Source organism: Acidovorax sp. SDU_ACID1 (genome assembly GCF_045291395.1).
Classification (GTDB): domain Bacteria; phylum Pseudomonadota; class Gammaproteobacteria; order Burkholderiales; family Burkholderiaceae_C; genus MR-S7.
Genome location: NZ_CP152342.1, coordinates 1,735,160 through 1,759,630 on the forward strand (window position 1 = coordinate 1,735,160; position 24,471 = coordinate 1,759,630).

The window sequence follows — 24,471 nt, forward strand, 5'->3', positions numbered from 1 at the left end:
TGGGGCCCGACTCTCCTCGGGCCTTTTTTTCACCTGCCACGAAGTGTTTCCATGAATCTCGAGTTTTTCGTGATCTCCCTGCTGAACGGCGTCAGCTACGGGCTGCTGCTGTTCATGCTGAGCTCGGGGCTGACTCTGATCTTCAGCATGATGGGGGTGCTCAATTTCGCCCACACCAGCTTCTACATGCTGGGGGCGTACTTTGCCTACACGCTGTCTGGCGCCATCGGCTTCTGGCCGGCGCTCTTCGCCGCGCCGCTGCTCGTCGGGGCGCTGGGGGCGCTCTTCGAGCGCTACGCGCTGCGCCGGGTGCACAAGTTCGGCCATGTGCCCGAGCTGCTGGTCACGTTCGGCCTGTCGTACCTGGTGCTGGAAGTGGTGCAGCTCGTGTGGGGCCGATCCACCGTGCCCTATGGCCTGCCCACGCAGCTCCAGGGGCCGCTGTTCACGCTGTACGGCACGCAGTTTCCCAAGTCGCGCTCGTTCATCATGCTGGTGGCGGTGCTCATGCTGGTGTCGGTGTGGCTGGTGCTCACGCGCACGCGCATCGGCCTGGTGATCCAGGCCGCGCTCAAGCACCCCCACATGGTGGAGGCGCTGGGCCACAACGTGCCGCGCGTGTTCATGCTGGTCTTCGGCGGCGGCTGCGCGCTGGCGGGCCTGGCCGGCGTGATCGGCGGCAACACCTATGTGACGGAGCCGGCCATGGCCGCGTCCGTGGGCTCCATCATCTTCGTGGTGGTGGTGGTGGGCGGCATGGGCTCGCTGGCCGGGGCGTTCCTGGCCTCGCTGCTCATCGGCCTGGTGCAGACCTTCGCCGTGGCGCTGGACTATTCGCTGGTGCATGCCTTTGCCGGGCTGGGCGTGCAGGTCACCGAGCAGACCTTCGGCTACCCGCTGCTCAAGCTCACCATCTCGCAGGTCGCGCCCATCCTGCCGTACCTGTTCCTCGTCCTGATTCTGATCTTCCGGCCCAAGGGCCTGCTGGGCACCCGGGAGGATTGAAGGCCATGCAAACGACTTCCTCCCTGCCCGCGGCCGCCGCGCCGCGCGCCACCCGCTACTACCGGTTCAAGCCTCTGAACGTGGGCCGGATCGTCCTTTGGAGCCTGTTCGCCCTCGCGCTCATCGTCGCGCCGAAGGTGTTCACGAGCGGGCTGGCGCTGACCATGCTCTCGCAGATCGGCTACGCCATCATCATCTGCCTGTCCTACAACATCCTGCTGGGGCAGGGCGGCATGCTGAGCTTCGGCCATGCGGTGTACACGGGGCTCGGCTCCTTCATCACGGTGCATGCCATCAACATGGCGGGCGCGGGCACGCTGGGCATTCCCCTGGTGCTCATGCCCATCATCGGCGGGCTGGCGGGCATGTTCTTCGCCGTGGTGCTGGGCTTCGTGACCACCAAGAAGTCGGGCACCACCTTCGCCATGATCACGCTGGGCATCGGCGAGCTGGTGGCCTCGATGGCGTTGATGTTCCCCGAATTCTTCGGCGGCGAGGGCGGCATCACCACCGACCGCGTGTACGGCGGCAGCGTGTTCGGCATCACCTTCGGACCCGCGATCCAGGTCTATTACCTGATCGCGGCATATTGCTTCGTCTGCACGGCGCTGATGTTCGCCTTCACCGGCACGCCGCTGGGGCGCATCCTCAACGCCGTGCGCGACAACCCCGAGCGCGTGGAGTTCATCGGCTACAACACGCAGCGCGTGCGCTACTTCGCCTTCATCATCGCGGGCTTCTTCGCGGGCGTGGGCGGGGCGCTGGGGGCCATCAACTTCGAGATCGTCACCGGCGCCGACAGCGTGAGCGTGGTGCGCTCGGGCGGCTACCTGCTGTTCACCTTCCTGGGCGGGGCGACGTTCTTCTTCGGGCCCATCATCGGCGCGGTGCTGCTGGTGCTGGCCTCGGTGTTGCTGTCGGAGCTGTCCAAGGCCTGGCTGCTGTACCTGGGGCTGGTGTTCCTGTTCATGGTGATGTATGCGCCTGGCGGCATCGCCAGCCTGATCATGATGAACCTGCGGCTGGCCAAGTACGGCAAGCTGCGCGGCATCATCAGCGCCTACCTGGCGCTGGGCGGCACGGCCCTGGTGGCGGTGCTGGGCGCGGCCGCGATGATCGAGATGACCTACCACCTGCAGCTCAACGCGGCGCTGGGGCCGCAGCTCACGTTCCTGGGCGCCACGCTGGACGCCCACAGCGCGGGAAGCTGGTTCGGCGCGGGCTTCGTGTTCGTGACGGGGCTGGGGCTGTTCGAACTGTGCAGGCGGCAGTTCCTGCGGCAGTGGGGCGAGATCCAGGAAGAAATCGAGCACGAGATCAAGCGCGGGGAGGCGGCGTGATGACGACGGACCACCAAGCGGCCTATGCGCTGGAGCTGCGCGACCTGCGCAAGAGCTTCGGCAAGACCGAGATCATCCGCGGCGCCCAGCTCGCCGTGCAGGCGGGCGAGCGCGTGGCCATCATCGGGCCCAACGGCGCGGGCAAGTCCACGCTGTTCAACCTGATCAGCGGGCGCTTCGCCCCCACCAGTGGCGAGGTGCTGCTGCACGGCGCGCGCATCGACGGCAAGAAGCCGTTCGAGATCAACCGCATGGGCCTGTCGCGCAGCTTCCAGATCACCAACATCTTTCCCAAGCTCAGCGTGTTCGAGAACCTGCGCTGCGGCGTGCTCTGGAGCCTGGGCTACCGCTATGCGTTCTGGCGCTTCCTGTCGAAGCTGCAGGACGCCAACGAGCGCGCCGAGCAACTCATGGAGATGATCAAGCTCGAAAAGAAGCGCGACACGCTGGCCATGAACCTTACCTATGCCGAGCAGCGGGCGCTGGAGATCGGCATCACCATCGCGGGCGGCGCCAGCGTCATCCTGCTGGACGAGCCCACCGCCGGCATGAGCAAGAGCGAGACCACGCGCTTCATCCACCTCATCAAGGAGGTGACGCAGGGCCGCACCCTGCTGACCGTGGAGCACGACATGGGCGTGGTCTTCGGCCTGGCCGACAAGATCGCGGTGGTGGTCTACGGCGAGGTGATCGCCTTCGATACGCCCGAGAACGTGCGCGCCAACCCGCGCGTGCAGGAGGCCTACCTGGGCTCCGTCATCGCGGCGCAGCAGGCGGGGGGACACTGATGCTGAAAATCGAGAACCTGCACGCCTACTACGGCAAGAGCCACGTGCTGCACGGCGTGGCGTTCGACGTGCGGCCCGGCGAGATCGTCGCGCTGCTGGGGCGCAACGGCTCGGGCCGCTCCACGGCGGCCAAGGCCATCATGGGACTGGTGGACTGGGAGGGCGGCATCGACTGGAAGGGCCAGAGCCTCGCGGGCAAGAAGGCCTACGAGATCGCCCACCTGGGTCTGGGCTACGTACCCGAGAGCCGCGACGTGTTCCCCAACCTCACCGTGCACCAGAACCTGCTCCTGGGCCAGAAGGGCGCTGGCCGGGGCAGCCGCTGGTCGTTCGACGACATGTACGCCATGTTCCCGCGCCTCAAGGAGCGGCGCAACATCGAGGCGGGCGTGATGTCCGGCGGCGAGCAGCAGATGCTCACGCTGTGCCGCACGCTCATGGGCGACCCCGACCTCATCATCATCGACGAACCCACGGAAGGACTCGCGCCAAAAATAGTGGAGCTGGTGGGCGAATACCTCACCAAGCTCAAGGAGCGGGGCATCTCCGTGCTGCTGATCGAGCAGAAGCTCACCATCGCCATGACTATCTCCGACCGCGCGCTGGTCATGGGCCACGGCAGCATCGTCTTCCAGGGCACGCCCGACGAACTGCGCGCCAACAGCTACGTGCGCAAGGAGTGGCTGGAGGTTTGAAGCCAAAAGCGCCTCCAGCGCAATCCCATCAAGCGCAACCAGCTATGCAAACCATAGCGCTAGCGCGCGGAGCCCCTGCGGGCGGTGCGCCTTTGTCCCCCCTGAGACAAGGGCGTGCACCCGACTCCCCCTAGACTTGCGGAAAAAAGCGCACGAGCGTACTTTTCTTTCATCCACCGAGATCCAAGAGGAAACGACAGCATGACGGCTGAATACCAGGTCCACGGCGACGTGGCCGTGATCACGCTCAACAACCCGCCCGTCAACGGGCTCGGCCTGGCCACGCGCCGGGGCATCGTGGAGGGCCTCGACCGCGCGCAGGCCGACGCGGCCGTCAAGGCCATCGTCATCACCGGCGCGGGCGGCGCCTTCTCGGGCGGCGCGGACATCAAGGAGTTCGGCACCGACAAGTCGCTGCAGGAGCCCAACCTGCATTCCGTCATCAGCGCCATCGAGCACTGCGAGAAGCCCGTGGTCGCCGCCATCCACACCGTCTGCATGGGCGGCGGGCTGGAGCTGGCACTGGGCTGCCACTACCGCGTGGCCGCGCCCGGCTGCAGCGTGGCGCTGCCCGAGGTGAAGCTGGGCCTGCTGCCTGGCGCGGGCGGCACGCAGCGCCTGCCGCGCGTGGTGGGCGTGGAGGCGGCCCTGAACATGATCGTGAGCGGCGAGGCGGTCAAGAGCGAATTCATCGGCGCCGTGCCTGGCCAGAAGCTGTTCGACAAGATGGCCGCATCGCCCGAATCCCTGGCCGAAGAGGCCCTGGCCTTCGCACGCAGCGTGGCCGATGCGCGTCCGCTGCCGCTGGTGCGCAACCTGCCGTGCAAGCACCCCGAGGGCGACGCCTACTTCCAGTTCGCGCGCAACATGGTCAAGGGCATGGCCAGGAACTTCCCCGCGCCCGCCAAGTGCGTGGACGCGGTGGAAGCCGCGACGAAGAAGAAATTCGCAGAGGGTCTGGCCACGGAACGGGAGCTGTTCATCAACCTCATGTGGACGCCCGAGTCGCGCGCGCTGCGCCACCTGTTCTTCGCGGAGCGCGCGGCCAGCAAGATCCCCGACGTGCCCTCGGACACGCCCAAGCGCGACATCAAGAAGGTGGGCGTGATCGGCGCGGGCACCATGGGTGGCGGCATCAGCATGAACTTCCTGAATGCGGGCATTCCCGTAACCATCCTGGAGACGAAGCAGGAGGCGCTGGACCGCGGCATCGCCACGATCCAGAAGAACTACGAAGCCCAGGTGAAGAAGGGCAAGCTCAAGGAAGACAAGTACCAGCAGCGCATGGCGCTCCTGTCCACCACGCTGAGCTATGACGACCTGAAGGACTGCGACCTCATCATCGAGGCCGTGTTCGAGGAACTGGGCGTCAAGGAGACCGTGTTCAAGCAACTCGACAAGGTGGCCAAGCCCGGCGCTATCCTGGCTTCCAACACCTCCACGCTCGACGTGGACAAGATCGCCGCGTTCACCCAGCGCCCGCAGGACGTGGTCGGCATGCACTTCTTCAGCCCCGCCAACGTGATGCGGCTGCTGGAAGTGGTGCGCGGCAAGCACACCGCCAAGGACGTGCTGGCCACCGTGATGGCGATCGCCAAGAAGATCAAGAAGACGGCCGTGGTCTCGGGCGTGTGCGACGGCTTCATCGGCAACCGCATGATCGAGCGCTACAGCCAGCAGGCCGGCTTCCTGCTCGACGAGGGCTGCACGCCCAGCCAGGTGGACAAGGCCATCGAGAAATTCGGCTTCGCCATGGGTCCGTTCCGCATGGGCGACCTCGCGGGCAACGACATCGGCTGGGCCATCCGCAAGCGCCGCGCCGTCGAGCAGCCGGACATGAAGTACAGCAAGACGGCCGACCTGCTGTGCGAGAAGGGCCGCTTCGGCCAGAAGACCGGCAAGGGCTGGTACGACTACGCGCCCCGCAAGCGCGACGCGATTCCCAGCCAGGAAGTGCTGGACATGATCGAGCAGCACCGCAAGGACGCCGGCATCGCCCCGCGCAAGGTCAGCGACGAGGAGATCGTGCAGCGCCTCGTGTATTCGCTGGTCAACGAGGGCGCCAAGATCCTGGAAGAGGGCATCGCCAGCAAGTCCGGCGACATCGACATGGTCTACCTCACGGGCTACGGCTTCCCCATCCACCGCGGCGGCCCCATGCACTACGCGAGCGAAGTGGGCCTGTTCAACGTCGTGCAGGCCATGCAGCGCTTCGCCCGCAACCCGCTGGACGATGCCCGCGCCTGGCAGCCCGCGCCGCTGCTGGCGCAACTCGCCGCCGAGGGCAAGGCCTTCGCCTGAACGTCATCGATAACAAGGATTTGAAGCAATGACCTCCGCAGTGATCGTTTCCACCGCCCGCACGCCGCTCGCCAAGAGCTGGAAGGGCTCGTTCAACATGACGCACGGCGCCACGCTCGGCGGCCACGCGGTGCAGCACGCCGTGCAGCGCGCGGGCATCGACGGGGCCGACGTGGACGACGTCATTATGGGCTGCGCCAACCCCGAGGGCGCCACCGGCATGAACATCGCGCGCCAGATCGCGCTCAAGGCAGGCCTGCCCGTCACCACCTCGGGCATGACCGTCAACCGCTTCTGCTCGTCGGGCCTGCAGACCATCGCCCTGGCGGCCCAGCGCATCATCGCGGGCGAGGCCGACGTGTTCGTGGCCGGCGGCGTGGAAAGCATCTCCTGCGTGCAGCAGGAGATGAACCTGCACATGATCCAGGACCTGGCCCTGGCCAAGCAGAAGCCCGAGATCTACTGGAGCATGCTGCAGACCGCCGAGCAGGTCGCCAAGCGCTACAACATCGGCCGCGACGCCATGGACGAATACGGCGCCGCCAGCCAGCAGAAAGCCTGCGCCGCCCAGGCCGCCGGCCTGTTCGACGCCGAGATCGCGCCCATCACCGTCACCGCCGGCATTGCCGACAAGACCCTGGGCCTCATCACCAAGCAAGTCACCGTGAGCAAGGACGAAGGCACGCGCGAGGGCACCACCTTCGACGCCATCCACGGCCTGCGCTCCGCGCTGCCCGGCGGCCTCATCTCGGCGGGCAACGCCAGCCAGTTCAGCGACGGCGCCGGCGCCTGCGTGGTGACCAGCGAGGAATACGCCAGCAAGAAGGGCCTCAAGCCCCTGGGCCGCTTCCTGGGCTTCGCTGTGGCGGGCTGCGAGCCCGACGAGATGGGCATCGGCCCCGTGTTCGCCGTGCCCAAGGTGCTCAAGAAGCTCGGTCTCACCGTGCAGGACATCGACCTGTGGGAGTTGAACGAAGCCTTCGCCGTGCAGGTGCTCTACTGCCGCGACAAGCTCGGTATTCCCGCCGACCGCCTGAACGTGAACGGCGGCGCCATCGCCCTGGGCCACCCCTACGGCGTGAGCGGCCAGCGCCTCACGGGCCACGCACTCATCGAAGGCAAGCGCCGCGGTGCCAAGCGCGTGTGCGTGACCATGTGCATCGGCGGCGGCATGGGCGCGGCGGGCGTGTTCGAGGTGCTGTAAGCGCCGGACAAGCCCTGACCGGAACCCCCAGCGCCCCGCGCAGGCCTTTGGCTTGCGCGGGGCATTTGCTTTGCTTTTGATAGCTGCTGGCGCTTGCTGGGTATGCGCTGGAGCCGTTTTTTGCCATTCATTAGGGCAGGCCCGCCTGAATGCCATGCGCTGCCGCAGGTTTCCAGCGCGTCTACAGGTGGAAGTCGCCCGCCGCTTCCGGCTGGTACAGCACTTTCCTGATCCGGATGTGGCACGTCCGGTCCGGAATGCGCCAGTTGAAGGCATCGCCCTCCTTGTAGCCCAGGATGGCCGTGCCGATGCCCGAGCACACCGAGAGCTTGCCGGCACCGTCGTCCGCGTCTTCGGGGTAGACCAGAGCGACTTCCACCTCTTCGTCATCCACCTCCAGCAAGGCCTTGGAGTTCATGGTGACTACGTCCTGCGCCACCTGCACGGGATCGACGACGATGGCACGCTCCACCTCGTGCTCCAGCTCGAAAATCTCCGCGCCCATCGCCACCTCGATCAGGCTCCTGAGCCGTGCCTTGTCGATCTCGGTGATGTAGATGTGGGAAGTGTGCGCGGGCGGGCTTTCGTGCAAGAGCTGCAAATAGCGATGCGCGGGCAGGGCAAGCGACTTCATGGCCGGCGTCTCGCTCTCCAGCACAAAGCCGCTGTGCAGGAACGCCTGGAGCGACCGTGCATTGTCGGGGTGGATCTTGGCGATGAGCTTGTCGGCCCGCATGTCGAAGAAGGCGAGTTTCATACCCTCGCGGATCGCGCTGGTGCCAAGCCTGCGGCCCCAGTTGTCGCGCTGGCCTATGACCAGCACCATCTCGCAGTCCCGACCGTTCTTGACCAGGCGCACGAAGCCCACGGGCACGTCATGCCGGTCGTAGGCCATGAAGAATCGGCCGCCCTGGTTGAACAGATGGGTCAGGACGGGGAACTGAACCCGCCCGATAACCTGCTCGATGAAGCGGGAGACATGGCGCGAGTCGCTCAGGTAGCGCGTCACGGCCTCGTCCTCCAGCCAGTCCATCAGCGTGAGCGCGTTGGCCCGGGTGATCTCCGGGCACAGGGAAACGAAAGGCTTGTTCATCTTCACCCCGGTGGGTTTCAAGAATGAAAGCCTTTCATGGCCTGGGCCATGACGGTTCTTTCGGGAGAGGCTGATTCTAAGAGGCGGGGCAAGTGCATGCTGCCTTGGGCTCGTGCAGTACTGCGCTTTCGAGGTCCGCTTTAGGCTGGTTGCTGCCGCTAAACCCGCGGTTGTTGAACGACTGCTGCGCGACCAAAGCAGACTCTGGACGAAACGGTGGTTCAGCGCCCAAAAGCAGCCGCTCACAACGGCGTACCGCCGAGTAGAGGCACATGCCGTCGCGCAACGTTTGTAAGACTCCATTACCGTTAGGATTGAGCCAATTCATTCGTGCTCAGTTGAGTTTCGTCCGCTCCGTCCGTCGCCGCGTTGAGGTGACGGCTTGGCGGTAGCTGGAATATCGTAGAGGTGACCTTGTCTCCATCGTCTGAACAAGCCTTTTCGCGCTCGCGCCCCAAGCTGATGGCCCTCGGCTATCGAATGCTTGGTTCCGTCGAAGAGGCTGAAGACTTGGTGCAGGATGTATGGCTGCGTTGGCATGATGAAGCCGAAAATCAGCGTGAAGTGGTGCTCGTTCCAGAGGCTTGGCTTGTCACGGTTACCACCCGCATGGCAATTGACCGCTTGCGTGCTGCCAAGCTTCGACGAGAAGCCTATCCTGGCCTCTGGCTTCCCGAGCCACTGATCAGCGAAGGTCCGGCCTCCCCGGAGCAAATCCACGAAGTTGCTGATGACGTTTCCATCGCATTCCTGGTGCTGCTCGATTGCCTGACGCCAGAGGCACGCGCGGCATTCTTGCTTCGGGAGGTCTTCGACGTCGACTACGAGCATATTGCCGCAGCCATAGACAAGAGTGAGGCGGCATCCCGTCAAATCGTGCACCGTGCGAAGCAACGGCTAACGGCAGCGCGCGGCTCAGAGCGACAGAGGTCGCGAACCCCGCCGAAGGAGCAGTACGCGCTTCTGCATCGTTTGATACAGGCCATCATGGACGGTGATTTCAGCGGGATTCGCGCCTTGCTGGCCGAAGAGGCAGCTCTGGTAGGCGACTTTGGCAATAAGGGGCCAAGCTTGCGCCATCCCTTGAGCGGCGCCCAGCGTATTGCCCAACTGTATTACGCGCACTACCTGCGGCATGGCAGAAACATGCGACTGGAACTGGCCTTCTTGAACGGTGAATGGGCTCTCTTGCGCTATCTACAAGACGAACTGGAGTCCATCCAGGCCTTTGAGTTCGAAGGTGGTCGCATCGCGCATGTGCGGATACAGCGCAATCCGGAGAAGTTAGCCAGCCTCAAACGCTACAGCGACTTGCTGACAGCGCCAAATCCTCACTGATCGAACCCGTCCGAGGAGCAAAACAACGCTCGCAGCGCGCGGTTGTTCGCCGCGATTTTCTTCAACAGGTGTCACAGAGCCCTCATGTCAAACGTCTTGTGAGCAGGAGGTCGCGGTCGGCCTCCGCCCCTCATTGACATTGAAGGAATCTGATCTATGAATCGCGCTGTATGGTTTCAAGCCTCCCCTGAAGGTGCCAAGGCTGTTGGAACGCTGCACCACTTCGTTACCAAGAGCACTGGCCTACCGAGTTTGCTGACTCACCTAGTCTTCCTGCGTGTGTCGCAGATCAATGGTTGCGCGCACTGCATCGACATTCATACGCGTGACCTACTTGCTGAAGGCATGTCGGTTGAAAAGATGGTACTCATCCCTGTCTGGCACGAGGCCCAATACCTATTCTCTGAACAGGAGCGCGCGGCGTTGGCGTGGAGCGAGGAAGTAACGCTGGTGAGCGAGACTCACGCTTCAGATGAGGCCTATTCGGCCGCATTGGCCGTGTTCGGAGAAAAGGATCTGGTGGATCTGACTCTCACGATTGCAGCCATGAATGCTATCAATCGCATGGGCATAAGCTTCCGTATGAAGCCTCGTGCCAAGTTGTAAGGCGGCGGACAGGCCGCGATTACGGGGCTGAGCGGCCCGCTCCAGGCGCGCGTTTTGGGTGCCAGCAAGCGACCGCTCCTGGCCCCAAAGCAACCGTCGCCGTCTCGTCCGGGATCGTCAGCAACCGCTGCGGAGCCGCCGCTGCTCAATTGCTCTCAAACCGGAGCAACACTCCCCGGGTTAAACGCCAAGGCGATCTGTGCCTGTCCTTCTTCCTCGTCACCCAGCGGACAGCCTCGCCCCAACCCCTCCCTCCATAATTTCGTGCATGACCACACCCCTGCGCGCCACCCTCGAATTCCAGCTCTACGACTGGCTCCAGGCCGAGTCCCTTGCCACCCGCGAGCGGTTCACCGACCACTCGCGCGAGACCTTCGATGCCGTCCTCGACACCTGCGAGCGCATCGCGCGCGAGAAGTACGCGCCGTTCAACCGCACGGTGGACACGCAGGAGCCCCAGTTCGACGGCGAGAAGGTCATCCTGCCCCAGTGCACCCACGATGCGCGCGTGGCCTATGCCGACAGCGGCATGCTCGGCGCCGCGCAGGACTACGCGCTGGGCGGCATGCAGCTGCCCTATGTGGTGGAGTCGGCGGCCAACAGCTTCTTCGGCTGCGCTTCGATCGGCATCGGCGCCAACCTGCTGACCACCGGCAATGCCAACGCCATCCTGGCGCACGGCACGCCGTTGCAGCAGCAGGTGTTCGCCGCCAACGAGTTCAACGGCCGCTGGGCCGGCACCATGTGCCTGAGCGAGCCGCAGGCGGGCTCGTCCCTCTCCGACATCGCCACGCGTGCCGAGCCGGACGGCGAGGGCTCCGCAGCCGACCCGCTGGGCCCGCGCTACCGCCTGCGCGGCAACAAGATGTGGATCAGCGCGGGCGACCATGAGCTGACCGAGAACATCGTCCACCTCGTGCTCGCCAAGATCCCGGGGCCGGACGGCAAGACCATCCCCGGCGTGAAGGGCATCTCGCTGTTCATCGTGCCCAAGAAGCTGGTGGACGCCGAAGGCCGCCTGACCGGCGAGCGCAACGACGTGGCCCTGGCTGGGCTGAACCACAAGCTGGGCTGGCGCGGCACCGTCAACACGCTGCTGAACTTCGGCGAGGGCAAGTACCCCGTGCGCGGCGGCGCGGGCGCCATCGGCTACTTGGTCGGCCAGCCGGGCGAGGGGCTCAAGTGCATGTTCCACATGATGAACGAAGCGCGCATCTCCATCGGCATGGCTGCCACCATGCTGGGCTTGGCGGGCTACTACGCGAGCCTGGACTACGCCAGGACGCGCCTGCAGGGCCGCCCGGTGGGCAGCGGCGGCAAGGACGCCAGCGCTCCCCAGGTGCGCCTGATCGAGCACGCCGACATCAAACGCATGCTGCTGGCGCAAAAGAGCTACTGCGAGGGCGCGCTGGCGCTCAACCTCTACTGCGCGCGCCTGGTGGACGAGGGCCGCACGGGCGATGCGCAAGCTGCCGCCGATGCCCGGCTGCTGCTGGAGGTACTCACCCCCATCGCCAAGAGCTGGCCCAGCGAGTTCTGCCTGGAGGCCAACAGCCTCGCCATCCAGATCCACGGCGGCTACGGCTACACGCGCGACTTTCCCGTGGAGCAGTACTGGCGCGACAACCGGCTGAACATGATCCACGAGGGCACGCACGGCATCCAGGCCGCCGACCTGCTGGGCCGCAAGGTGGTCATGCAGGGCGGGGCGGGGCTGCAGCTGCTGGCGCGCACCGTCAACGCCACCATCGAAAAGGCGCTGCAGCGGCCCGAGCTTGCCGCCTACGCCAACCAGCTCGCCCAGGCCCTGCAGGACGTGGGCGGCGCCACCAAGGCCGCCTGGGCCACGGGCAACGCGGGTGAGGCGCTGGCCAATGCCGTGCCCTACATGCAGGCCTTCGGCCACCTGGTGCTGGCCTGGATGTGGCTGGACATGGCGCATGCCGTGCTGTCTCGCGATGCTTCTCTTTCCATAGCTGCCAGCGCTGGCCGGATGGTCGCCTGCCGCTATTTCTTCCACTATGAGCTGCCGCGCATCGGCGCCTGGCTGGAAGTGGTTCGCCGGCGCGACGGCACCTGCACGGACATGGCCGAAGACGCCTTCTGACCCCAGGCGACAATGCGCGCATGTCTGGCCGCAAGACCCTGCTCATCGTCTACCACTCGTTGACTGGCGGCACGGCCCAGATGGCCGAGGCGGCGCGGGCCGGCGCGGAGGGCGAGCCGGCGGTGCAGGCGCGGCTGCTGCACGCGGCGCAGGCGGGGCCGGACGATGTGCTGGGTGCCGACGGCTACCTGTTCGCCACGCCCGAGAACCTGGCTGCCGTCAGCGGGCAGCTCAAGGACTTCTTCGACCGCTGCTACTACCCAGCGCTCGAGCGCATCAACGGCCGGCCCTACGCCAGCCTGGTCTGCGCGGGCAGCGACGGGCAGAACGCGGCGCGGCAGATCGCGCGCATCGCCACCGGCTGGCGCCTCAAGCCCGTGGCCGACCCGCTCATCGTCTGCACCCACGCGCAGACGCCCGAGGCCATCCTGGCGCCCAAGCAGATCGGCGCGGACGATCTGGAGCGCTGCCGCGCGCTGGGAGAGGCGCTGGCGGCGGGGCTGGCGCTGGGCGTGTTCTGATCTACACTCACGGTCCATGTCCTCCTTGCCCACGCTTTTGCTTCGTGCCCAGCCTACCGCTGGCCTGCGCGTGCGTTCGGGCAATCCTCCCCCTCCCATCCTCCGCATCCTGGCTGGCTGACCGGCCCGCCATTTCCTTGTGCATGCAGGGCCTGCGCCCGCGTGCTGGGTGTGTATTTGACGGATGGGATTCCCATGTCTTTCTCGTATCGAAAATTCCTGGCCTCCTGGGGGGCGATGTCGCTGTTCGTGCTGCTCTGGGGCAGTGCGGCGATCTTCACGCGCTGGGTGCTGGACCATGGCTCGCCCTCGGCGGTGCTGCTGGCGCGCTACGGCATCGCCTGCCTGGCGTTGCTGGCCGCGCTGCCCTGGCGGCGCGGGCCCTGGCTGCCGCAACCGGGGACGCGCGGCACCGTGGCCCTGGCGGGCCTGCTCATGGTGGCGTGCTATTCGGTGTGCTATTTCCAGGCCATGGCCCACGGCATCACGCCGGGGCTGATCGCCACGCTGCTCGGGGTGCAGCCGATCCTCACGCTGCTGCTGGTAGAGCGGCGCTTTGGCGCGGCCCGCCTGGGCGGCCTGCTGCTCGCGCTGGCGGGCCTGGGCCTGGTGGTGCGCCAGAGCCTGCTGGCTACGGGCTTCGACGCCACCGGCCTGGCCTTCGCACTGGGAGCGCTGGCTTGCATGACGGTGGGAGCCATCGTGCAAAAACAGGTACGGCAGGCGCCGCTGCAGGTGCTGCCGCTGCAGTACGCCGTCACGCTGGCGGTGTGCCTGGCATTCGCGCAGGTGCAGCCGCTGCGCTGGGACGGCAGCCTGGGGTTCTGGCTGCCCGTGCTGTTCCTGGGGCTGGTGATCTCGGTGGTGGCGCAGTGGCTGCTGTACCGGCTGATCCAGGGCGGCAGCCTGGTGAACGTGACCACCCTGTTCTACCTGGTGCCTGCGGTGACCGCGCTGCTGGACTACGCCGTGCTGGGCAACGCCCTGGGGCTGCTGGCCGTCCTGGGCATGGTGTGCATCCTGGCCGGAGTGGTGCTGGTGCACCGGCAGCCCGCAGGCGCGGGCTGAGAAGGTGTGAACGAACCCGTCATGCCCGCTCGTTCCGCAAAAACGCACTCCATCGGCGTTGCAAATGCTCGCCATAGCCGAGCTATGGCTGTGCTTTGCGCCTTGATGGAGCACGTTTGTGCGGCCCGCTCGGCCACGCCCGATTCATCCACACCTTATGAGCCGTCAGGCAGGCGCGCGCATCACCCGCGTGTAGTGCGCGGGCGCCAGGCGCGTGGTGAGCACGCCGACCGCCAGCACGGCAGCGAACTGCGCCAGCCAGCCCGCGCGAAAGCCCCCGTGGCCTGGTGCAGCCGGGCGACCGCCCAGGGCGCCATCGCCGCGAGGATGAAGCCGCCGCCTTGCATCAGCGCGTTCAGCGCCCCGGCCTGCGCCGGATGGGGCAGGTGGTCCAGCGCCACCACCATGTTGAGCGCGAAGCAGCCGCCCAGGCCCACGCCCAGCACGATGGCGGTGGCCTGTGGCGCGGCGCCCGGCCACCAGGCCAGCAGCGCGAAGCCGATGGCCTGGCAGGCCAGGGTGAACCCGATCCACGCGCGCCGGTCGAGCCGGCGCGCGGCCAGCGCAGGCAGCGTAAGCGCCGCGGCTGCCTGCGCCACCGACAGCACGGCCACCAGCAGGCCGCTGCGTGCGGAGCTCCAGCCCAGTGTCTGGTAGTAGGGGGCCAGCCAGGCCACCACCGATGCGTATCCGCCGTTGACCAGGCCGAAGCAGGCCATCAGCAGCCAGGTGCGCGGGCGGTGCAGCAGCCAGCCCGTGCCGTCCTGGACCGGGGCCGTGGCAGCCGCAGGCGCAGCAGGGGAGGGTTCGCGCAGCGTGTGCCAGGCCAGCGCCAGCGCGGGCAGCACGGGGGCGGCCCACATCGCCAGCGCCGCCTGCCAGCCCAGGCCCCACTGCAGGGCCAGCGGCGAGAGCTGCGCGCCCAGCGCCCCGCCGCCCATCAGCGCGGCGGAGTACACGCCCATCATCTGCGCCACGCCGCCGGGCGATCGGCGCTTGATCAGTCCAGGCAGCACGCCCTGCACCAGCGCCACGCCGGCGCCGCACAGTGCGGCGCTGGCCAGCAGCACCGCCGCGCTGGCGCCGCCCAGGCGCAGCAGGCAGCCCAGGGCGACGAGCAGCAGCGCGCCCGCCACGCAGGCGCGCGCACCCAGGCGGCGCAGCGCGGCCGGCGCGGCCCAGGCGCCTGCACCCATCAGCGCCATGGGCAGCAGCGTGAGCCAGGCGAGCGCCGACAGATCCATGCCCGTGCTGGCCTGGATGGTCTGGCCCAGCGGGCCGACGGCGGTGAGGAAGGGGCGCAGGTTCAGCGTGACCAGCACCACCGTGGCCAGCCACAGCAGCGCGGCCGTGCGCGGCGCTTCACGCGCCATGGGCTGCGGGCCAGGGGGCGTCGCCGTAGAGCTGCGCGGGGGTGATGCCGGTGTCCAGCCGTGCGATCGGCAGCGGGGGCGGGTCCAGCGGCATACGCAGGCGCTGGTACGCGCCTTCGCTGGACAGCCCGTAGGGCGCGGCGTCGTGGTTGTCGAAGGCGTAGAACACCCGCTCGGCGCCTGCCATCACCAGCGCGGCCAGGCACATGGGGCAGGGGTGGCCGCTGGCGTAGATGGCGCAGCCCGCCAGGCTGGGGCGGGCCAGCGCGCGCGTGGCGGCGCGCAGGGCCTGCATTTCGGCATGGGCGCTGGGGTCGTGGCTGTGCACGATCTCGTTCACGCCGGTGGCGATCACCTCGCCGCCGCGCGCCAGCACGGCGCCGAACGGGCGGCCGCCCTGGGCGCGGTTGTCATGGGCGAGCTGCACGGCTTGGCGCAGCAAGGCGGTATCGGTGGGCATCGGCTACTCCTGAAATGAGAGCTGGCAGCGCTTGTGCCACCAGCGGTGGAGCCGATTTTAGGAAGAGGCCAATAACCTTGCCGGCGGGTTATCGCCGGAATTGCCCGCTGGCGTCGATGATGGACAGCTCGACGAACGAAAGGCCCGTGCGGTCGCCCGGGCCGTAGCCCAGCTCCAGGCCGCCCAGGTCGTAGTGGCCCATGCCCGACAGCGCCGCCACGATCTTCTCGCGCGTGGGCTTGGGGCCGGCGCGGCGCAGGCCTTCCACCAGCACCTTGGCGGAGGCGAATCCCTCCATCACCGATGGCGACAGCGTGGCGCCCTTGGCCTTGGCGAGCGTGGCAGCCTCGCGGTTGATGGAGTAGCTCATGGAGCGCTCGTTGGGGAACACCTGCGTCACGATCACGCCGCGCACCGCGTCGCCGAGCTGCTTGGTGAAGCCCGAGGAGGCGTTGTTGGACACGGTGATGACCTGCATGGCCGAACCCGCCTGGCGCAGCGCCTTCACGCCGCCGCTGACGGCCACGCTGGAGCCGATCCAGATCACGGCCTGGGCGTCGGCCTTGATCAACTGGGGCACGATGGCCGCGAAGTCGGGCTTGCTGCGGTCGGCCTTGATGACGGCCACGGGCTTGAGGCCCGTCTTCTGGAAGCCCTTCTCGGCGCCGGCCAGGCAGTCCTCGCCGAAGCTGTCGTCCACATGCACCACGGCCAGGCGCCCCACGCTCAAGGTGTGCAGGTGCTCCACGGCCTTCTCGGTCTCCGCCTGGTAGCTGGAGCGCACGTTGAAGACCAGCGGATTGACCGGCTGGTGGAACACCATGGCGCCGGTGGAAGGGGCGATCAGCGCGATGTTGTGCTTGGCCAGGTGGGGCAGGATGGCCTCGGTGTGGGGCGTGGCACGGCTCATGAAGAGGGCCAGCACGTTGTCCTGCTCGATCAGCCGGCGGGCGTTCTCCCCGGCCAGGGGGGCTCGAACTTGTCGTCCAGCGTGATCAGCTTGATCTGCTCGCCGTGCACCCCGCCCTTGGCGTTGACGTGGTCCAGGTAGAGCCGCACGCCCACCAGCGTCTCGCCCACGCTGGCCGCCACGGGGCCGGTGACGGCGGTGGTCTGGCCGATCAGGAGTTCGGCGGGCGCCTGGCTCGCGGCCAGCGCGGTGAACAGGGCGGCGGTGGCGCGCAGGGCGCGCTTGCGCAAGAGAAGAATCGGCGTCATTGGGGTCTCCGTATAAGGTAAGAGTCTATTCAGATCTGCAACCAAACCCTGCATGGCCCTGGAGGACGCTTGACAGGCCCTAGTCACGCCCCGGCAGCGCCAGCGCCACGCCCGAGGCCGTGAGCAGCAACGCGCCCGAGAGCCCGAATGCCAGCCAGTGGGTGCCGAAGTGCTCGTAGCCCCAGCCGCCGAGCCAGGAACTCACCATGGCCCCCAACTGGTGGCCCAGGTAGGCCCAGCCGTAGAGCATGCCCACCAGGCGCACGCCGAACGCATCGGCCAGGATGGCGGACGACAGCGCAATACTGCCCGCCCAGGCAATGCCGCCGATCACCGCCGTGCCGTACAGCTCCAGCGTGCTGCCTGCCAGCAGCAGCCCGAAGAAGCCCAGGCCGCGCACGCAGTAGATGGCGGCCAGCAGTCGGCGGCGCGGCAGGCGGTCCGCCAGACGGCCGAGGAAGACGGTGCTGGGGATCGCCACCAGCCCGATCAGGCCGATGCCCAGCGCGCTGGTGGTGGCGTCGAAGCCGTGGTCCATCAGCATGGGCATGCCGTGCGTCCCCAGCAGGTTCATGCTGAAGCCGCAGGCGAACAGGCCCAGGGTGATCTTGGCGAAGATGCCCGTGCGCATGGCCTCCAGCATCGTCACGTGTCGCGCGGCCGGCGCCTGCGGGTTGGCGGCGGCGGTGCCGGGCAGCGGAGCGTCGCCTTCGGGCGGTGCCTCGTCACGCATGACGAAGAGCGCCAGCGGCACGGCCATGGCGGTGAACAGCGCCGCGAAGCCCAGCAGCGTAGCCTGCCAGCTCGCATGCTGCAGCGCCATGCCGAGCAGCGGCGTCATGACTGCGATGCCCGCCATGGAGCCCGTGGAGAGGAAGAACAGCGCCATGCCGCGGCGCCGGTGGAACCAGCGGCTGATGATGGGCGTGAGCGCCACCGGGCTGGTGAACCCGGCGCCGATGGACATCAGCACGCCGAAGCTGGCCAGCAGGCCCCAGGCCGTGCGCGTGTTCGCCGCCCACAGCGTGGCCAGCACCAGGATGGCCGTGCCCGCGAGCAGCACGAAGCGCGTGCCGTGGCGCGCCACCAGCCAGCCCGCCAGCGGCATCGCCGCGCCATAGCACAGCATGCCCACGGCCACGATGCCCGACAGCAGGCTGCGCGAGAAGCCCAGGTCGTGCGCCATGGGCAGGAACAGCGGGCCCAGCCCCAGGCGCATGCCCACGGTGAGCAGCGTCAGCAGCGTGGCGGCGGCGACGATGTTCCAGCCGAAGTACCAGCGTGGCGCCGCCGCGCTGCCTTGGGCCGGGCTCTTGCCGGCCGCCGTCATTTGCCCCAGGAGTCCTTCAGCCCCGTCACACGGTTGAACACTGGCTTGCCCGGAGCATGGTCCTTGCGGTCGGCCACGAAATAACCGAAGCGCTCGAACTGGAACTTCTCGTCGGGCTGCGCAGAGGCCAGGGAGGGCTCGACGTAGGCCGTGGCCACTTTGAGGCTGGCCGGGTTGAGCAGCGCCAGATAGTCCTTGCCGCCAGCGTCGGGCTGCGGGTCGGTGAACAGGCGGTCGTACAGTCGCACTTCGGCCTGCAGGCCGTCGGCCACGCCCACCCAGGTGATCGCCGCCTTCACTTTCACGCTGTCGGCGCCGGGCGTGCCGCTCTTGGTGTCGGGCACCACGGTGGCCAGCACCTTCGTCGCGCGGCCGTCCGCGTCTTTTTCGCAGCCGGTGCACTCGATGACGTAGCCGCCCTTGAGGCGCACCTTGTTGCCGGGAAAAAGGCGCTTGTAGCCCTTGGGCGGCGTTTCCTCGAAGTCCTCGCGCTCGATCCAGACCTCGCGGCCCAGGGTGAAGCGCCGATCGGGCACGGTCTGGCCCTCTGCGGCGTGGGGCAGGGCGGGGAGATGGCAGTGCTCCAGGTGGGTGTCGCTGCCGAACACCTCGGCCCAGTTGGTCAGCTCCAGCTTGAGCGGGTCGAGCACCACCATGGCGCGGTGGGCCTTGGATTCGAGGTCTTCGCGCAGGCAGCCTTCCAGCGTGCCGTAGTCGATCCAGGAATAGTCCTTGGTCACGCCGATGCGCTCGCAGAAGAGCTGAATGGCCTCAGGCGTGTAGCCGCGACGGCGCAGGCCCACGATGGTGGGCATGCGCGGGTCGTCCCAGCCGCTGACGATGCCGTTGTCCACCAGGTGCTTGAGCTTGCGCTTGCTGGTGATCACGTAGGTGAGGTTGAGCCGCGCGAACTCGTACTGGCGCGGCTGGGGGCGGGCGATCAGGCCGCCTTCGGCCAGCCGCTCCAGCAGCCAGTCGTAGAACGGGCGCTGGTCCTCGAACTCCAGCGTGCAGATGCTGTGGGTGATGCACTCCAGCGCGTCCTCGATGGGGTGTGCGAAGGTGTACATGGGATAGATGCACCAGCGGCCGCCCGTGTTGTGGTGCTCGGCGTGCTTGATGCGGTAGATGGCCGGGTCGCGCAGGTTGATGTTGGGCGAGGCCATGTCGATCCGGGCGCGCAGCACGGCGGCACCGTCGGGCAGCTTGCCGCCGCGCATCTCGCGCAGGCGCGCCAGGTTCTCCGCCGGGGTGCGGCTGCGGTAGGGGCTGTCCACGCCGGGCTTGCCGAAATCGCCGCGGTTGGCGCGCATTTCCTCGGGCGTCTGCTCGTCCACGTAGGCATGGCCGGTCTCGACGAGGTACTCGGCTGCGCGGTACATGAAGTCGAAATAGTTGCTGGCGTAGTAGAGGTTCTCCCGGCCGGAGGCCTCCTTCCAGTCGAAGCCCAGCCAGTGGACGGCATCGATGATGCTGTCCACGTACTCCTGGTCTTCCTTCTCCGGGTTGGTGTCGTCGAAGCGCAGGTGGCACATGCCGCCGTAGTCGCGCGCCAGGCCGAAGTTCAGGCAGATGCTCTTGGCGTGGCCCACATGCAGGTAGCCGTTGGGTTCGGGCGGAAAGCGGGTGCGGATGCGGGCGGGATCGGGCGCGCCGCCGGCCTGGTGCGCGGCGTCTCCCGGGGTGCCGGCCCAGCGGTTGTGGGCATGCGTGCCCTGGGCAAGGTCGGCTTCGATGATCTGGCGCAGGAAATTGCTGGGCTTGGCCGCGTCGGGCGCGGAATCGTTGTGGGCGGGGGTGCTCATGCCCCAATTTTAGGCGTGCGGGTGAGGCGCTTCAGCGAGCGGCGGCTACTTCCGGAAACAAGATGGATGCCCGTTCATGCCATCCTACCGGCCATGTCGTGCGTTAGACAAGGGAACCGCCCTGCCTGCACGGCACGGCGGGAGAGGCGCCCGCCTGCGGGTGGGCCTCTTCCCATCAGTTTCAAGGAGATTCTCATGACCCAACGTCGCTCTTGGTTCGCTGCCGCCGCTTCGGCAGGCGTGGTCCTGGCCCTGTTGGCGGGGCCGGGCATAGCGCAGGCGCGCAGCGATGTGTATTGGTCCGTCGGCGTCGGAGCCCCCGGGCTGGCCGTGGGGGTGGGCAATGCCGCCCCCGTCTACTATGCCCCACCGCCGGTGTACTACGCACCGCCGCCGCCCGTGGTGTACGCGCCTCCCGTGTACCGCACGCCCCGTCCCGTGTACTACGCACCGCCCGTGGTGTATGCACCGCCGCCCGTGTACTACCGCGGGCCCGGCCATCGCCACTGGCGCGGCCATGACCACCGGGGCCCGCGCCACTGGCGCTGAACCCGCGTTCCATCCCCTCTGCACACACGGCGGCCCTTCGGGGCCGCTTTTTTTGGCCGGGCGGCCGCCCGCATAATCGGCCGTGCCCCGGGGCGCACGCCCCACCGCCCATATCAGCATTCCCATGACCCCAACCGTCTACGTTCTCAACGGCCCCAATCTCAACCTGCTGGGCACGCGCGAGCCGCAGGTGTACGGCTCGCAGACCCTGGCCGACGTGGAGCGGCTGTGCGCCGCCACCTGCGAGCGCCTCGGCCTGTCGCTCGTGTTCCGCCAGAGCAACCACGAGGGCGCGCTGGTGGACTGGATCCACGAGGCCGGCCGCCTGCACGCCGAGGGCGGGCTCGCCGGCGTGGTGCTCAATGCCGCCGCGTACACCCACACCAGCGTGGCGCTGCTCGATGCCGTCAAGGGCACGGGCGTGCCGCTGGTGGAGCTGCACATCAGCAATGTGCATGCGCGCGAGAGCTTCCGCCACCACTCCTACCTGTCCGGCGTCGCGCGGGCCGTGATGTGCGGCTTCGGCGTGCGGGGCTACCAGCTTGCCATTGAGGGTGTGGCGCAATGGTGACCGCTGATCCGATCGCGGCCCTGGAGGGCCAGGCACGGCGCGAGACCACGCCCTGCGGCGAGGGCGACACCGTCTGGCACGTCTGGGGAGACGCCCGGGCGGGCGAGCCGCCGCTGGTGCTGCTGCACGGCGGCAGCGGGAGCTGGACGCACTGGGTGCGCAACATCGGCGATCTGGTGGCCGCCGGGCGCGAGGTGTGGATTCCCGACCTGCCGGGCTTCGGCGACTCCGCCGCTCCGCCCGCGGGCAGCGATGCGGATGCGCTGGTGGCGCCGCTGGCCGAGGGCCTGCGCATGCTGTTCGGACCGCGTCCCTGCGACCTGGTGGGCTTTTCCTTCGGCGGCATGACGGCCGGCCTGCTGCTGGCCGAGCACCCCGAGCTGGCGCGCCAGCTCGTGCTCGTGGGCGCGCCCGCCATGGGCGTGGTGCCCCAGCGCCAGTTCGAACTCAAGGCCTGGCGCCACCTGCCGCCCACGCAGCAGGTGGAGGCGCACCGCTACAACCTGGGCGCGCTGATGCTGCAGGACCCGGCGCTCATCGACGGGCTGGCGCTGGACCTGCACGTGGCCAACGTGGTGCGCGACCGCATGCCGCGCCGCAGGCTGGCCCACACCGACATCCTGGCGCGGTCGCTGTCGCGTGTGGCGTGTCCCGTGCATGCCATCTACGGCCAAGGCGATGCGCTCTACAAGGAATGGATCACGGCGCTGGAAAGCGCCTATGCCGCCGTGACCCCGGACCTGCAGGGTTTCACGCTGATTGCGGACGCGGGCCACTGGGTGCAGTTCGAGCAGCCCGAAGCCTTCCGCCAGGCCTTGCTGGACGCGCTGGCGCAGGGCGCGCGGCGGCTGCAGGGCTGACTACTTACCCCCGCCATGAAGATCCCTGCTGCCAGCCACGGCACCCCCGCGCTGCCCCGGCGCACCGTTGCCGGGCCGCAGGTGGACGAGCGCGAGGTCGAATGGACGGCCATGCGCGCCCAGGGCGCCGGCGGGCAGAACGTCAACAAGGTGTCCAGCGCCGTCCACCTGCGGTATGACGTGCGCGCTTCCTCGCTGCCCGACGATGTGAAGGCACGCCTGCTGGCGCTGCGCGACGGCCGGCTCACGCAGGAGGGCGTGTTCGTCGTCAAGGCCCAGCAGTACCGCACGCAGGAGGCCAACCGCCTGGATGCGCTGCAGCGCCTGCAGGCGGTGGTGGACAGCGTGGCCCGCCCCCCGCGCGTGCGCCGTGCGACCCGGCCCACCTATGGTTCGCAGCAGCGGCGCCTGGCGTCGAAAAGCCAGCGCTCGGACGTCAAGGCGCTGCGCGGCAAGGTGCGGGATTGACCAACCGACCGAATGCCTATGCTGGACCTTGCACTTTCCTTCCTTCACCGTCCCGCCGCTGCCGGCGTGTCCCACCCTTGGCTTCTGGTGCTGATGCATGGCGTGGGCAGCAACGCGCAGGACCTGTTCGGCCTGGCGCCCTATGTGCCCGCTCCGTTCCATGTGCTCAGCCTGCGGGCGCCTTACCGCATGGGTCCGGACGCCAACGCCTGGTTTGCCTTCAGCGTGAACGCCGACGGCTCGCGCAGCATCGATGAGCCGCAGGAAGCCGCCAGCCGCGCCCTGGTGGCGCAGACCGTGGAGGCCGCCGCGCGCCAGCTCGGCGTGCCTGCCGGGCGCGTCGTGGTGGGCGGCTTCAGCCAGGGCGGCATCATGGCCCTTTCGCTGCTGCTCACGCGGCCCGAACTGCTGCACGCCGCGCTGGTGTTGCACAGCCGCCTGCTGCCTCAGGCGCTGCCGCATGCTGCACCGGCGCAAGCACTGCGCGGCAAGCGCCTGTGGGTGAGCCATGGGCTGCAGGACAACGTGATCCCGCTGGCCAGCGCCCACGCGATCCGCGACCATGCGGCCACGCTTCCGTTGGAGATGGCGTACCGCGAATACCCGGGCATGCACGAGATCCGCCCCGCCGAGCTCCAGGGCGCGATGGAGTGGCTGCAGGGCTTGGTTGCGGCGCCGGGCGAGGCGCTGTAACGCTTTGCAGCACCTCCGTCCTGCAGTCTTGTCGGGCTTTGGCGCAGGCGCATCAGGCGCAAGGCGCTATTAATTCGGTAGCTGGGGAACGTTGGCGCGTTCCCGGCGTCGCACGGTGGTGTGGCAACGTCCACGCGCCGGCCTGCTTGCCTGTCTCTGAAAGGACCCCTGATGCCCGAACGCGACCCCAGCGAACTCCGCCCCCGCCCTGAATCTTCTTCCGCCTGGATCGTGGCCGGCGTCGTCGCGGCGGGACTGGCGGCTGGCGCGGCGTGGTGGTTCTGGTGGCGGCCGGCGCATGCGCCTGCTCCTGCTGCGGTGGTGGCGGCCCCGCCCGCCGAGGCGCCCGTGCCTGCGGCCTCCGCCCCTGGGACCGAGGCCTCGGGCCCGCAGAATCCGGTAGAGGCGCAGCCCGTGGCCGAGCCGCTGCCCCCGCTGGCAGAGTCGGATGCGCGCGTGGCCGCAGCGTTGAACGAACTGCTGGGCGCGCAGAAAGTCGCATCCTTCCTGCAGATCGACGGTTTCGTGCGCCGCGCCGTCGCCACCGTGGACAACCTGCCGCGCCCGCAGGCGCCGTCGCGCATGTGGCCGGTGCAGCCGGCGCCCGAGCGTTTCACCGTGGAAGGCCCGGCCGACGCGCAGGTCCAGACCATCGCTGCGGCCAACGCGGCCCGCTACCACGCCTTCGTCACGTTCGCCGAGTCCGTGCCGATGGATGGCGCCGTCAAGCTCTACACCCAGCTCTACCCGCTGTTCCAGGCGGCCTACCAGGAGCTGGGCTATCCCAAGGGTTACTTCAACGACCGGCTGGTGGCCGTGCTGGACCATCTGCGCGCCGCGCCCGAGCCGAACGGCCCGCTGCACGTGCAGCTGACGCAGGTGCACGGCGAGGTGCCGTCCACGCGCCCCTGGGTGCGCTACGAGTTCGCCGACCCCAAGCTCGAAGCGCTGTCGGCCGGCCAGAAGATGCTGGTGCGCATGGGGCCCGACAATGCGCGCCGCCTGAAGGCCGTGCTGGCCGAGCTGCGCCGCAGGGTGGCGACCGGCGGCGTGGCGAACGCCGCCGGCGAACGGTAGC

Annotated in this window: 21 protein-coding genes and 2 pseudogenes; 17 read left to right on the forward strand and 6 right to left on the reverse strand. The window is 68.0% G+C overall.

What is annotated here, in order from left to right; genetic code table 11:
- Positions 1-51 precede the first annotated feature (51 nt).
- The 6 genes from AAG689_RS08540 (at position 52) to AAG689_RS08565 (ending at position 7,333) form a co-directional block, all read left to right on the forward strand.
- Positions 52-1,005: a branched-chain amino acid ABC transporter permease gene (locus tag AAG689_RS08540; RefSeq protein WP_020229104.1), complete on the forward strand. Its 954-nt coding sequence runs from the start codon at positions 52-54 to the stop codon at positions 1,003-1,005.
- Positions 1,006-1,010: 5 nt separating this feature from the next.
- Positions 1,011-2,345: a branched-chain amino acid ABC transporter permease gene (locus AAG689_RS08545; RefSeq protein ID WP_406625577.1), complete on the forward strand. Its 1,335-nt coding sequence runs from the start codon at positions 1,011-1,013 to the stop codon at positions 2,343-2,345.
- Positions 2,345-3,133 (forward strand): ABC transporter ATP-binding protein, encoded by a 789-nt coding sequence (locus AAG689_RS08550; protein ID WP_020229106.1) that lies wholly within the window; start codon positions 2,345-2,347, stop codon positions 3,131-3,133. Before AAG689_RS08545 ends, AAG689_RS08550 begins: the two co-directional genes overlap by 1 nt.
- A complete protein-coding gene (locus tag AAG689_RS08555) occupies positions 3,133-3,828 on the forward strand; it encodes an ABC transporter ATP-binding protein (RefSeq protein ID WP_020229107.1) in 696 nt (231 codons plus the stop codon). The genes AAG689_RS08550 and AAG689_RS08555 overlap by 1 nt, the downstream gene beginning before the upstream one ends.
- Before the next feature lie 201 nt (positions 3,829-4,029).
- The gene (locus AAG689_RS08560; protein WP_406625578.1) at positions 4,030-6,129 is read left to right on the forward strand and encodes a 3-hydroxyacyl-CoA dehydrogenase NAD-binding domain-containing protein; all 2,100 of its coding nucleotides are present in this window, start codon (positions 4,030-4,032) and stop codon (positions 6,127-6,129) included.
- 28 nt (positions 6,130-6,157) lie between these two features.
- A complete protein-coding gene (locus AAG689_RS08565) occupies positions 6,158-7,333 on the forward strand; it encodes an acetyl-CoA C-acyltransferase (RefSeq protein ID WP_406625579.1) in 1,176 nt (391 codons plus the stop codon).
- Between the two features lie 181 nt (positions 7,334-7,514).
- Here the strand turns inward: AAG689_RS08565 and AAG689_RS08570 are convergent, their stop codons facing one another.
- Positions 7,515-8,426, reverse strand: coding sequence for a GNAT family N-acetyltransferase (locus AAG689_RS08570; protein ID WP_406625580.1), 912 nt, complete (start codon positions 8,424-8,426; stop codon positions 7,515-7,517).
- A gap of 408 nt (positions 8,427-8,834) precedes the next feature.
- Here AAG689_RS08570 and AAG689_RS08575 point away from each other — a divergent pair, with 408 nt between their 5' ends.
- From AAG689_RS08575 to AAG689_RS08595, 5 genes are all read left to right on the forward strand, one after another.
- Positions 8,835-9,764, forward strand: a complete 930-nt coding sequence (locus AAG689_RS08575; RefSeq protein WP_228403699.1) for a sigma-70 family RNA polymerase sigma factor — start codon at positions 8,835-8,837, stop codon at positions 9,762-9,764.
- A 156-nt stretch (positions 9,765-9,920) separates the two neighbouring features.
- On the forward strand, positions 9,921-10,370 hold the full coding sequence (locus AAG689_RS08580; protein ID WP_088886655.1) for a carboxymuconolactone decarboxylase family protein: 450 nt from the start codon (positions 9,921-9,923) through the stop codon (positions 10,368-10,370).
- Between the two features lie 268 nt (positions 10,371-10,638).
- A complete protein-coding gene (locus AAG689_RS08585) occupies positions 10,639-12,477 on the forward strand; it encodes an acyl-CoA dehydrogenase (RefSeq protein ID WP_406625581.1) in 1,839 nt (612 codons plus the stop codon).
- Positions 12,478-12,497: 20 nt separating this feature from the next.
- Positions 12,498-12,998: a flavodoxin family protein gene (locus AAG689_RS08590; protein ID WP_406625582.1), complete on the forward strand. Its 501-nt coding sequence runs from the start codon at positions 12,498-12,500 to the stop codon at positions 12,996-12,998.
- A gap of 195 nt (positions 12,999-13,193) precedes the next feature.
- A complete protein-coding gene (locus AAG689_RS08595) occupies positions 13,194-14,066 on the forward strand; it encodes a DMT family transporter (protein WP_406625583.1) in 873 nt (290 codons plus the stop codon).
- A gap of 165 nt (positions 14,067-14,231) precedes the next feature.
- Here AAG689_RS08595 and AAG689_RS08600 read toward each other — a convergent pair.
- From AAG689_RS08600 to AAG689_RS08620, 5 genes and pseudogenes are all read right to left on the reverse strand, one after another.
- Positions 14,232-15,439, reverse strand: a pseudogene (locus AAG689_RS08600) (MFS transporter).
- Positions 15,429-15,899, reverse strand: a complete 471-nt coding sequence (locus AAG689_RS08605; protein ID WP_020229400.1) for a nucleoside deaminase — start codon at positions 15,897-15,899, stop codon at positions 15,429-15,431. The pseudogene AAG689_RS08600 and the gene AAG689_RS08605 overlap by 11 nt, the downstream one beginning before the upstream one ends.
- Before the next feature lie 88 nt (positions 15,900-15,987).
- Positions 15,988-17,117: pseudogene (locus tag AAG689_RS08610) on the reverse strand (ABC transporter substrate-binding protein).
- Between the two features lie 79 nt (positions 17,118-17,196).
- On the reverse strand, positions 17,197-18,447 hold the full coding sequence (locus AAG689_RS08615; RefSeq protein ID WP_406625584.1) for an MFS transporter: 1,251 nt from the start codon (positions 18,445-18,447) through the stop codon (positions 17,197-17,199).
- Positions 18,444-20,252: a glutamine--tRNA ligase/YqeY domain fusion protein gene (locus AAG689_RS08620; RefSeq protein ID WP_406625585.1), complete on the reverse strand. Its 1,809-nt coding sequence runs from the start codon at positions 20,250-20,252 to the stop codon at positions 18,444-18,446. Before AAG689_RS08620 ends, AAG689_RS08615 begins: the two co-directional genes overlap by 4 nt.
- Positions 20,253-20,447: 195 nt before the next feature.
- On the opposite strand from AAG689_RS08620, the gene AAG689_RS08625 reads away from it, so the two are divergent.
- The 6 genes from AAG689_RS08625 to AAG689_RS08650 all read left to right on the forward strand — a co-directional run bounded on the left by AAG689_RS08625 (position 20,448) and on the right by AAG689_RS08650 (position 24,470).
- Positions 20,448-20,801 (forward strand): hypothetical protein, encoded by a 354-nt coding sequence (locus AAG689_RS08625; RefSeq protein ID WP_406625586.1) that lies wholly within the window; start codon positions 20,448-20,450, stop codon positions 20,799-20,801.
- A 124-nt stretch (positions 20,802-20,925) separates the two neighbouring features.
- On the forward strand, positions 20,926-21,372 hold the full coding sequence (aroQ, locus tag AAG689_RS08630) for a type II 3-dehydroquinate dehydratase (RefSeq protein WP_406625587.1): 447 nt from the start codon (positions 20,926-20,928) through the stop codon (positions 21,370-21,372).
- Positions 21,366-22,232 (forward strand): alpha/beta fold hydrolase, encoded by an 867-nt coding sequence (locus tag AAG689_RS08635; protein ID WP_406625588.1) that lies wholly within the window; start codon positions 21,366-21,368, stop codon positions 22,230-22,232. The genes aroQ and AAG689_RS08635 overlap by 7 nt, the downstream gene beginning before the upstream one ends.
- A gap of 15 nt (positions 22,233-22,247) precedes the next feature.
- Positions 22,248-22,700, forward strand: coding sequence for an alternative ribosome rescue aminoacyl-tRNA hydrolase ArfB (gene arfB / locus AAG689_RS08640; protein WP_406625589.1), 453 nt, complete (start codon positions 22,248-22,250; stop codon positions 22,698-22,700).
- Between the two features lie 18 nt (positions 22,701-22,718).
- Positions 22,719-23,393: an alpha/beta hydrolase gene (locus AAG689_RS08645; protein WP_406625590.1), complete on the forward strand. Its 675-nt coding sequence runs from the start codon at positions 22,719-22,721 to the stop codon at positions 23,391-23,393.
- Between the two features lie 171 nt (positions 23,394-23,564).
- A complete protein-coding gene (locus AAG689_RS08650; protein ID WP_406625591.1) occupies positions 23,565-24,470 on the forward strand; it encodes a DUF3014 domain-containing protein in 906 nt (301 codons plus the stop codon).
- The last annotated feature ends 1 nt before the right edge of the window (position 24,471 follow it).

Excerpts from the sequence above, each read along its gene's own strand:
- AAG689_RS08560 (WP_406625578.1), top strand. The coding sequence starts at position 4,030 with ATGACGGCTGAATACCAGGTCCACGGCGACGTGGCCGTGATCACGCTC.
- AAG689_RS08625 (WP_406625586.1), top strand. The coding sequence starts at position 20,448 with ATGACCCAACGTCGCTCTTGGTTCGCTGCCGCCGCTTCGGCAGGCGTG.
- AAG689_RS08615 (WP_406625584.1), bottom strand. The coding sequence starts at position 18,447 with ATGACGGCGGCCGGCAAGAGCCCGGCCCAAGGCAGCGCGGCGGCGCCA.
- AAG689_RS08540 (WP_020229104.1), top strand. The coding sequence starts at position 52 with ATGAATCTCGAGTTTTTCGTGATCTCCCTGCTGAACGGCGTCAGCTAC.
- AAG689_RS08580 (WP_088886655.1), top strand. The coding sequence starts at position 9,921 with ATGAATCGCGCTGTATGGTTTCAAGCCTCCCCTGAAGGTGCCAAGGCT.
- AAG689_RS08545 (WP_406625577.1), top strand. The coding sequence starts at position 1,011 with ATGCAAACGACTTCCTCCCTGCCCGCGGCCGCCGCGCCGCGCGCCACC.
- AAG689_RS08645 (WP_406625590.1), top strand. The coding sequence starts at position 22,719 with ATGCTGGACCTTGCACTTTCCTTCCTTCACCGTCCCGCCGCTGCCGGC.
- AAG689_RS08565 (WP_406625579.1), top strand. The coding sequence starts at position 6,158 with ATGACCTCCGCAGTGATCGTTTCCACCGCCCGCACGCCGCTCGCCAAG.
- AAG689_RS08635 (WP_406625588.1), top strand. The coding sequence starts at position 21,366 with ATGGTGACCGCTGATCCGATCGCGGCCCTGGAGGGCCAGGCACGGCGC.
- AAG689_RS08650 (WP_406625591.1), top strand. The coding sequence starts at position 23,565 with ATGCCCGAACGCGACCCCAGCGAACTCCGCCCCCGCCCTGAATCTTCT.
- aroQ (WP_406625587.1), top strand. The coding sequence starts at position 20,926 with ATGACCCCAACCGTCTACGTTCTCAACGGCCCCAATCTCAACCTGCTG.
- AAG689_RS08595 (WP_406625583.1), top strand. The coding sequence starts at position 13,194 with ATGTCTTTCTCGTATCGAAAATTCCTGGCCTCCTGGGGGGCGATGTCG.
- AAG689_RS08605 (WP_020229400.1), bottom strand. The coding sequence starts at position 15,899 with ATGCCCACCGATACCGCCTTGCTGCGCCAAGCCGTGCAGCTCGCCCAT.
- AAG689_RS08620 (WP_406625585.1), bottom strand. The coding sequence starts at position 20,252 with ATGAGCACCCCCGCCCACAACGATTCCGCGCCCGACGCGGCCAAGCCC.
- AAG689_RS08550 (WP_020229106.1), top strand. The coding sequence starts at position 2,345 with ATGACGACGGACCACCAAGCGGCCTATGCGCTGGAGCTGCGCGACCTG.
- AAG689_RS08585 (WP_406625581.1), top strand. The coding sequence starts at position 10,639 with ATGACCACACCCCTGCGCGCCACCCTCGAATTCCAGCTCTACGACTGG.
- AAG689_RS08555 (WP_020229107.1), top strand. The coding sequence starts at position 3,133 with ATGCTGAAAATCGAGAACCTGCACGCCTACTACGGCAAGAGCCACGTG.
- AAG689_RS08570 (WP_406625580.1), bottom strand. The coding sequence starts at position 8,426 with ATGAACAAGCCTTTCGTTTCCCTGTGCCCGGAGATCACCCGGGCCAAC.
- AAG689_RS08590 (WP_406625582.1), top strand. The coding sequence starts at position 12,498 with ATGTCTGGCCGCAAGACCCTGCTCATCGTCTACCACTCGTTGACTGGC.
- arfB (WP_406625589.1), top strand. The coding sequence starts at position 22,248 with ATGAAGATCCCTGCTGCCAGCCACGGCACCCCCGCGCTGCCCCGGCGC.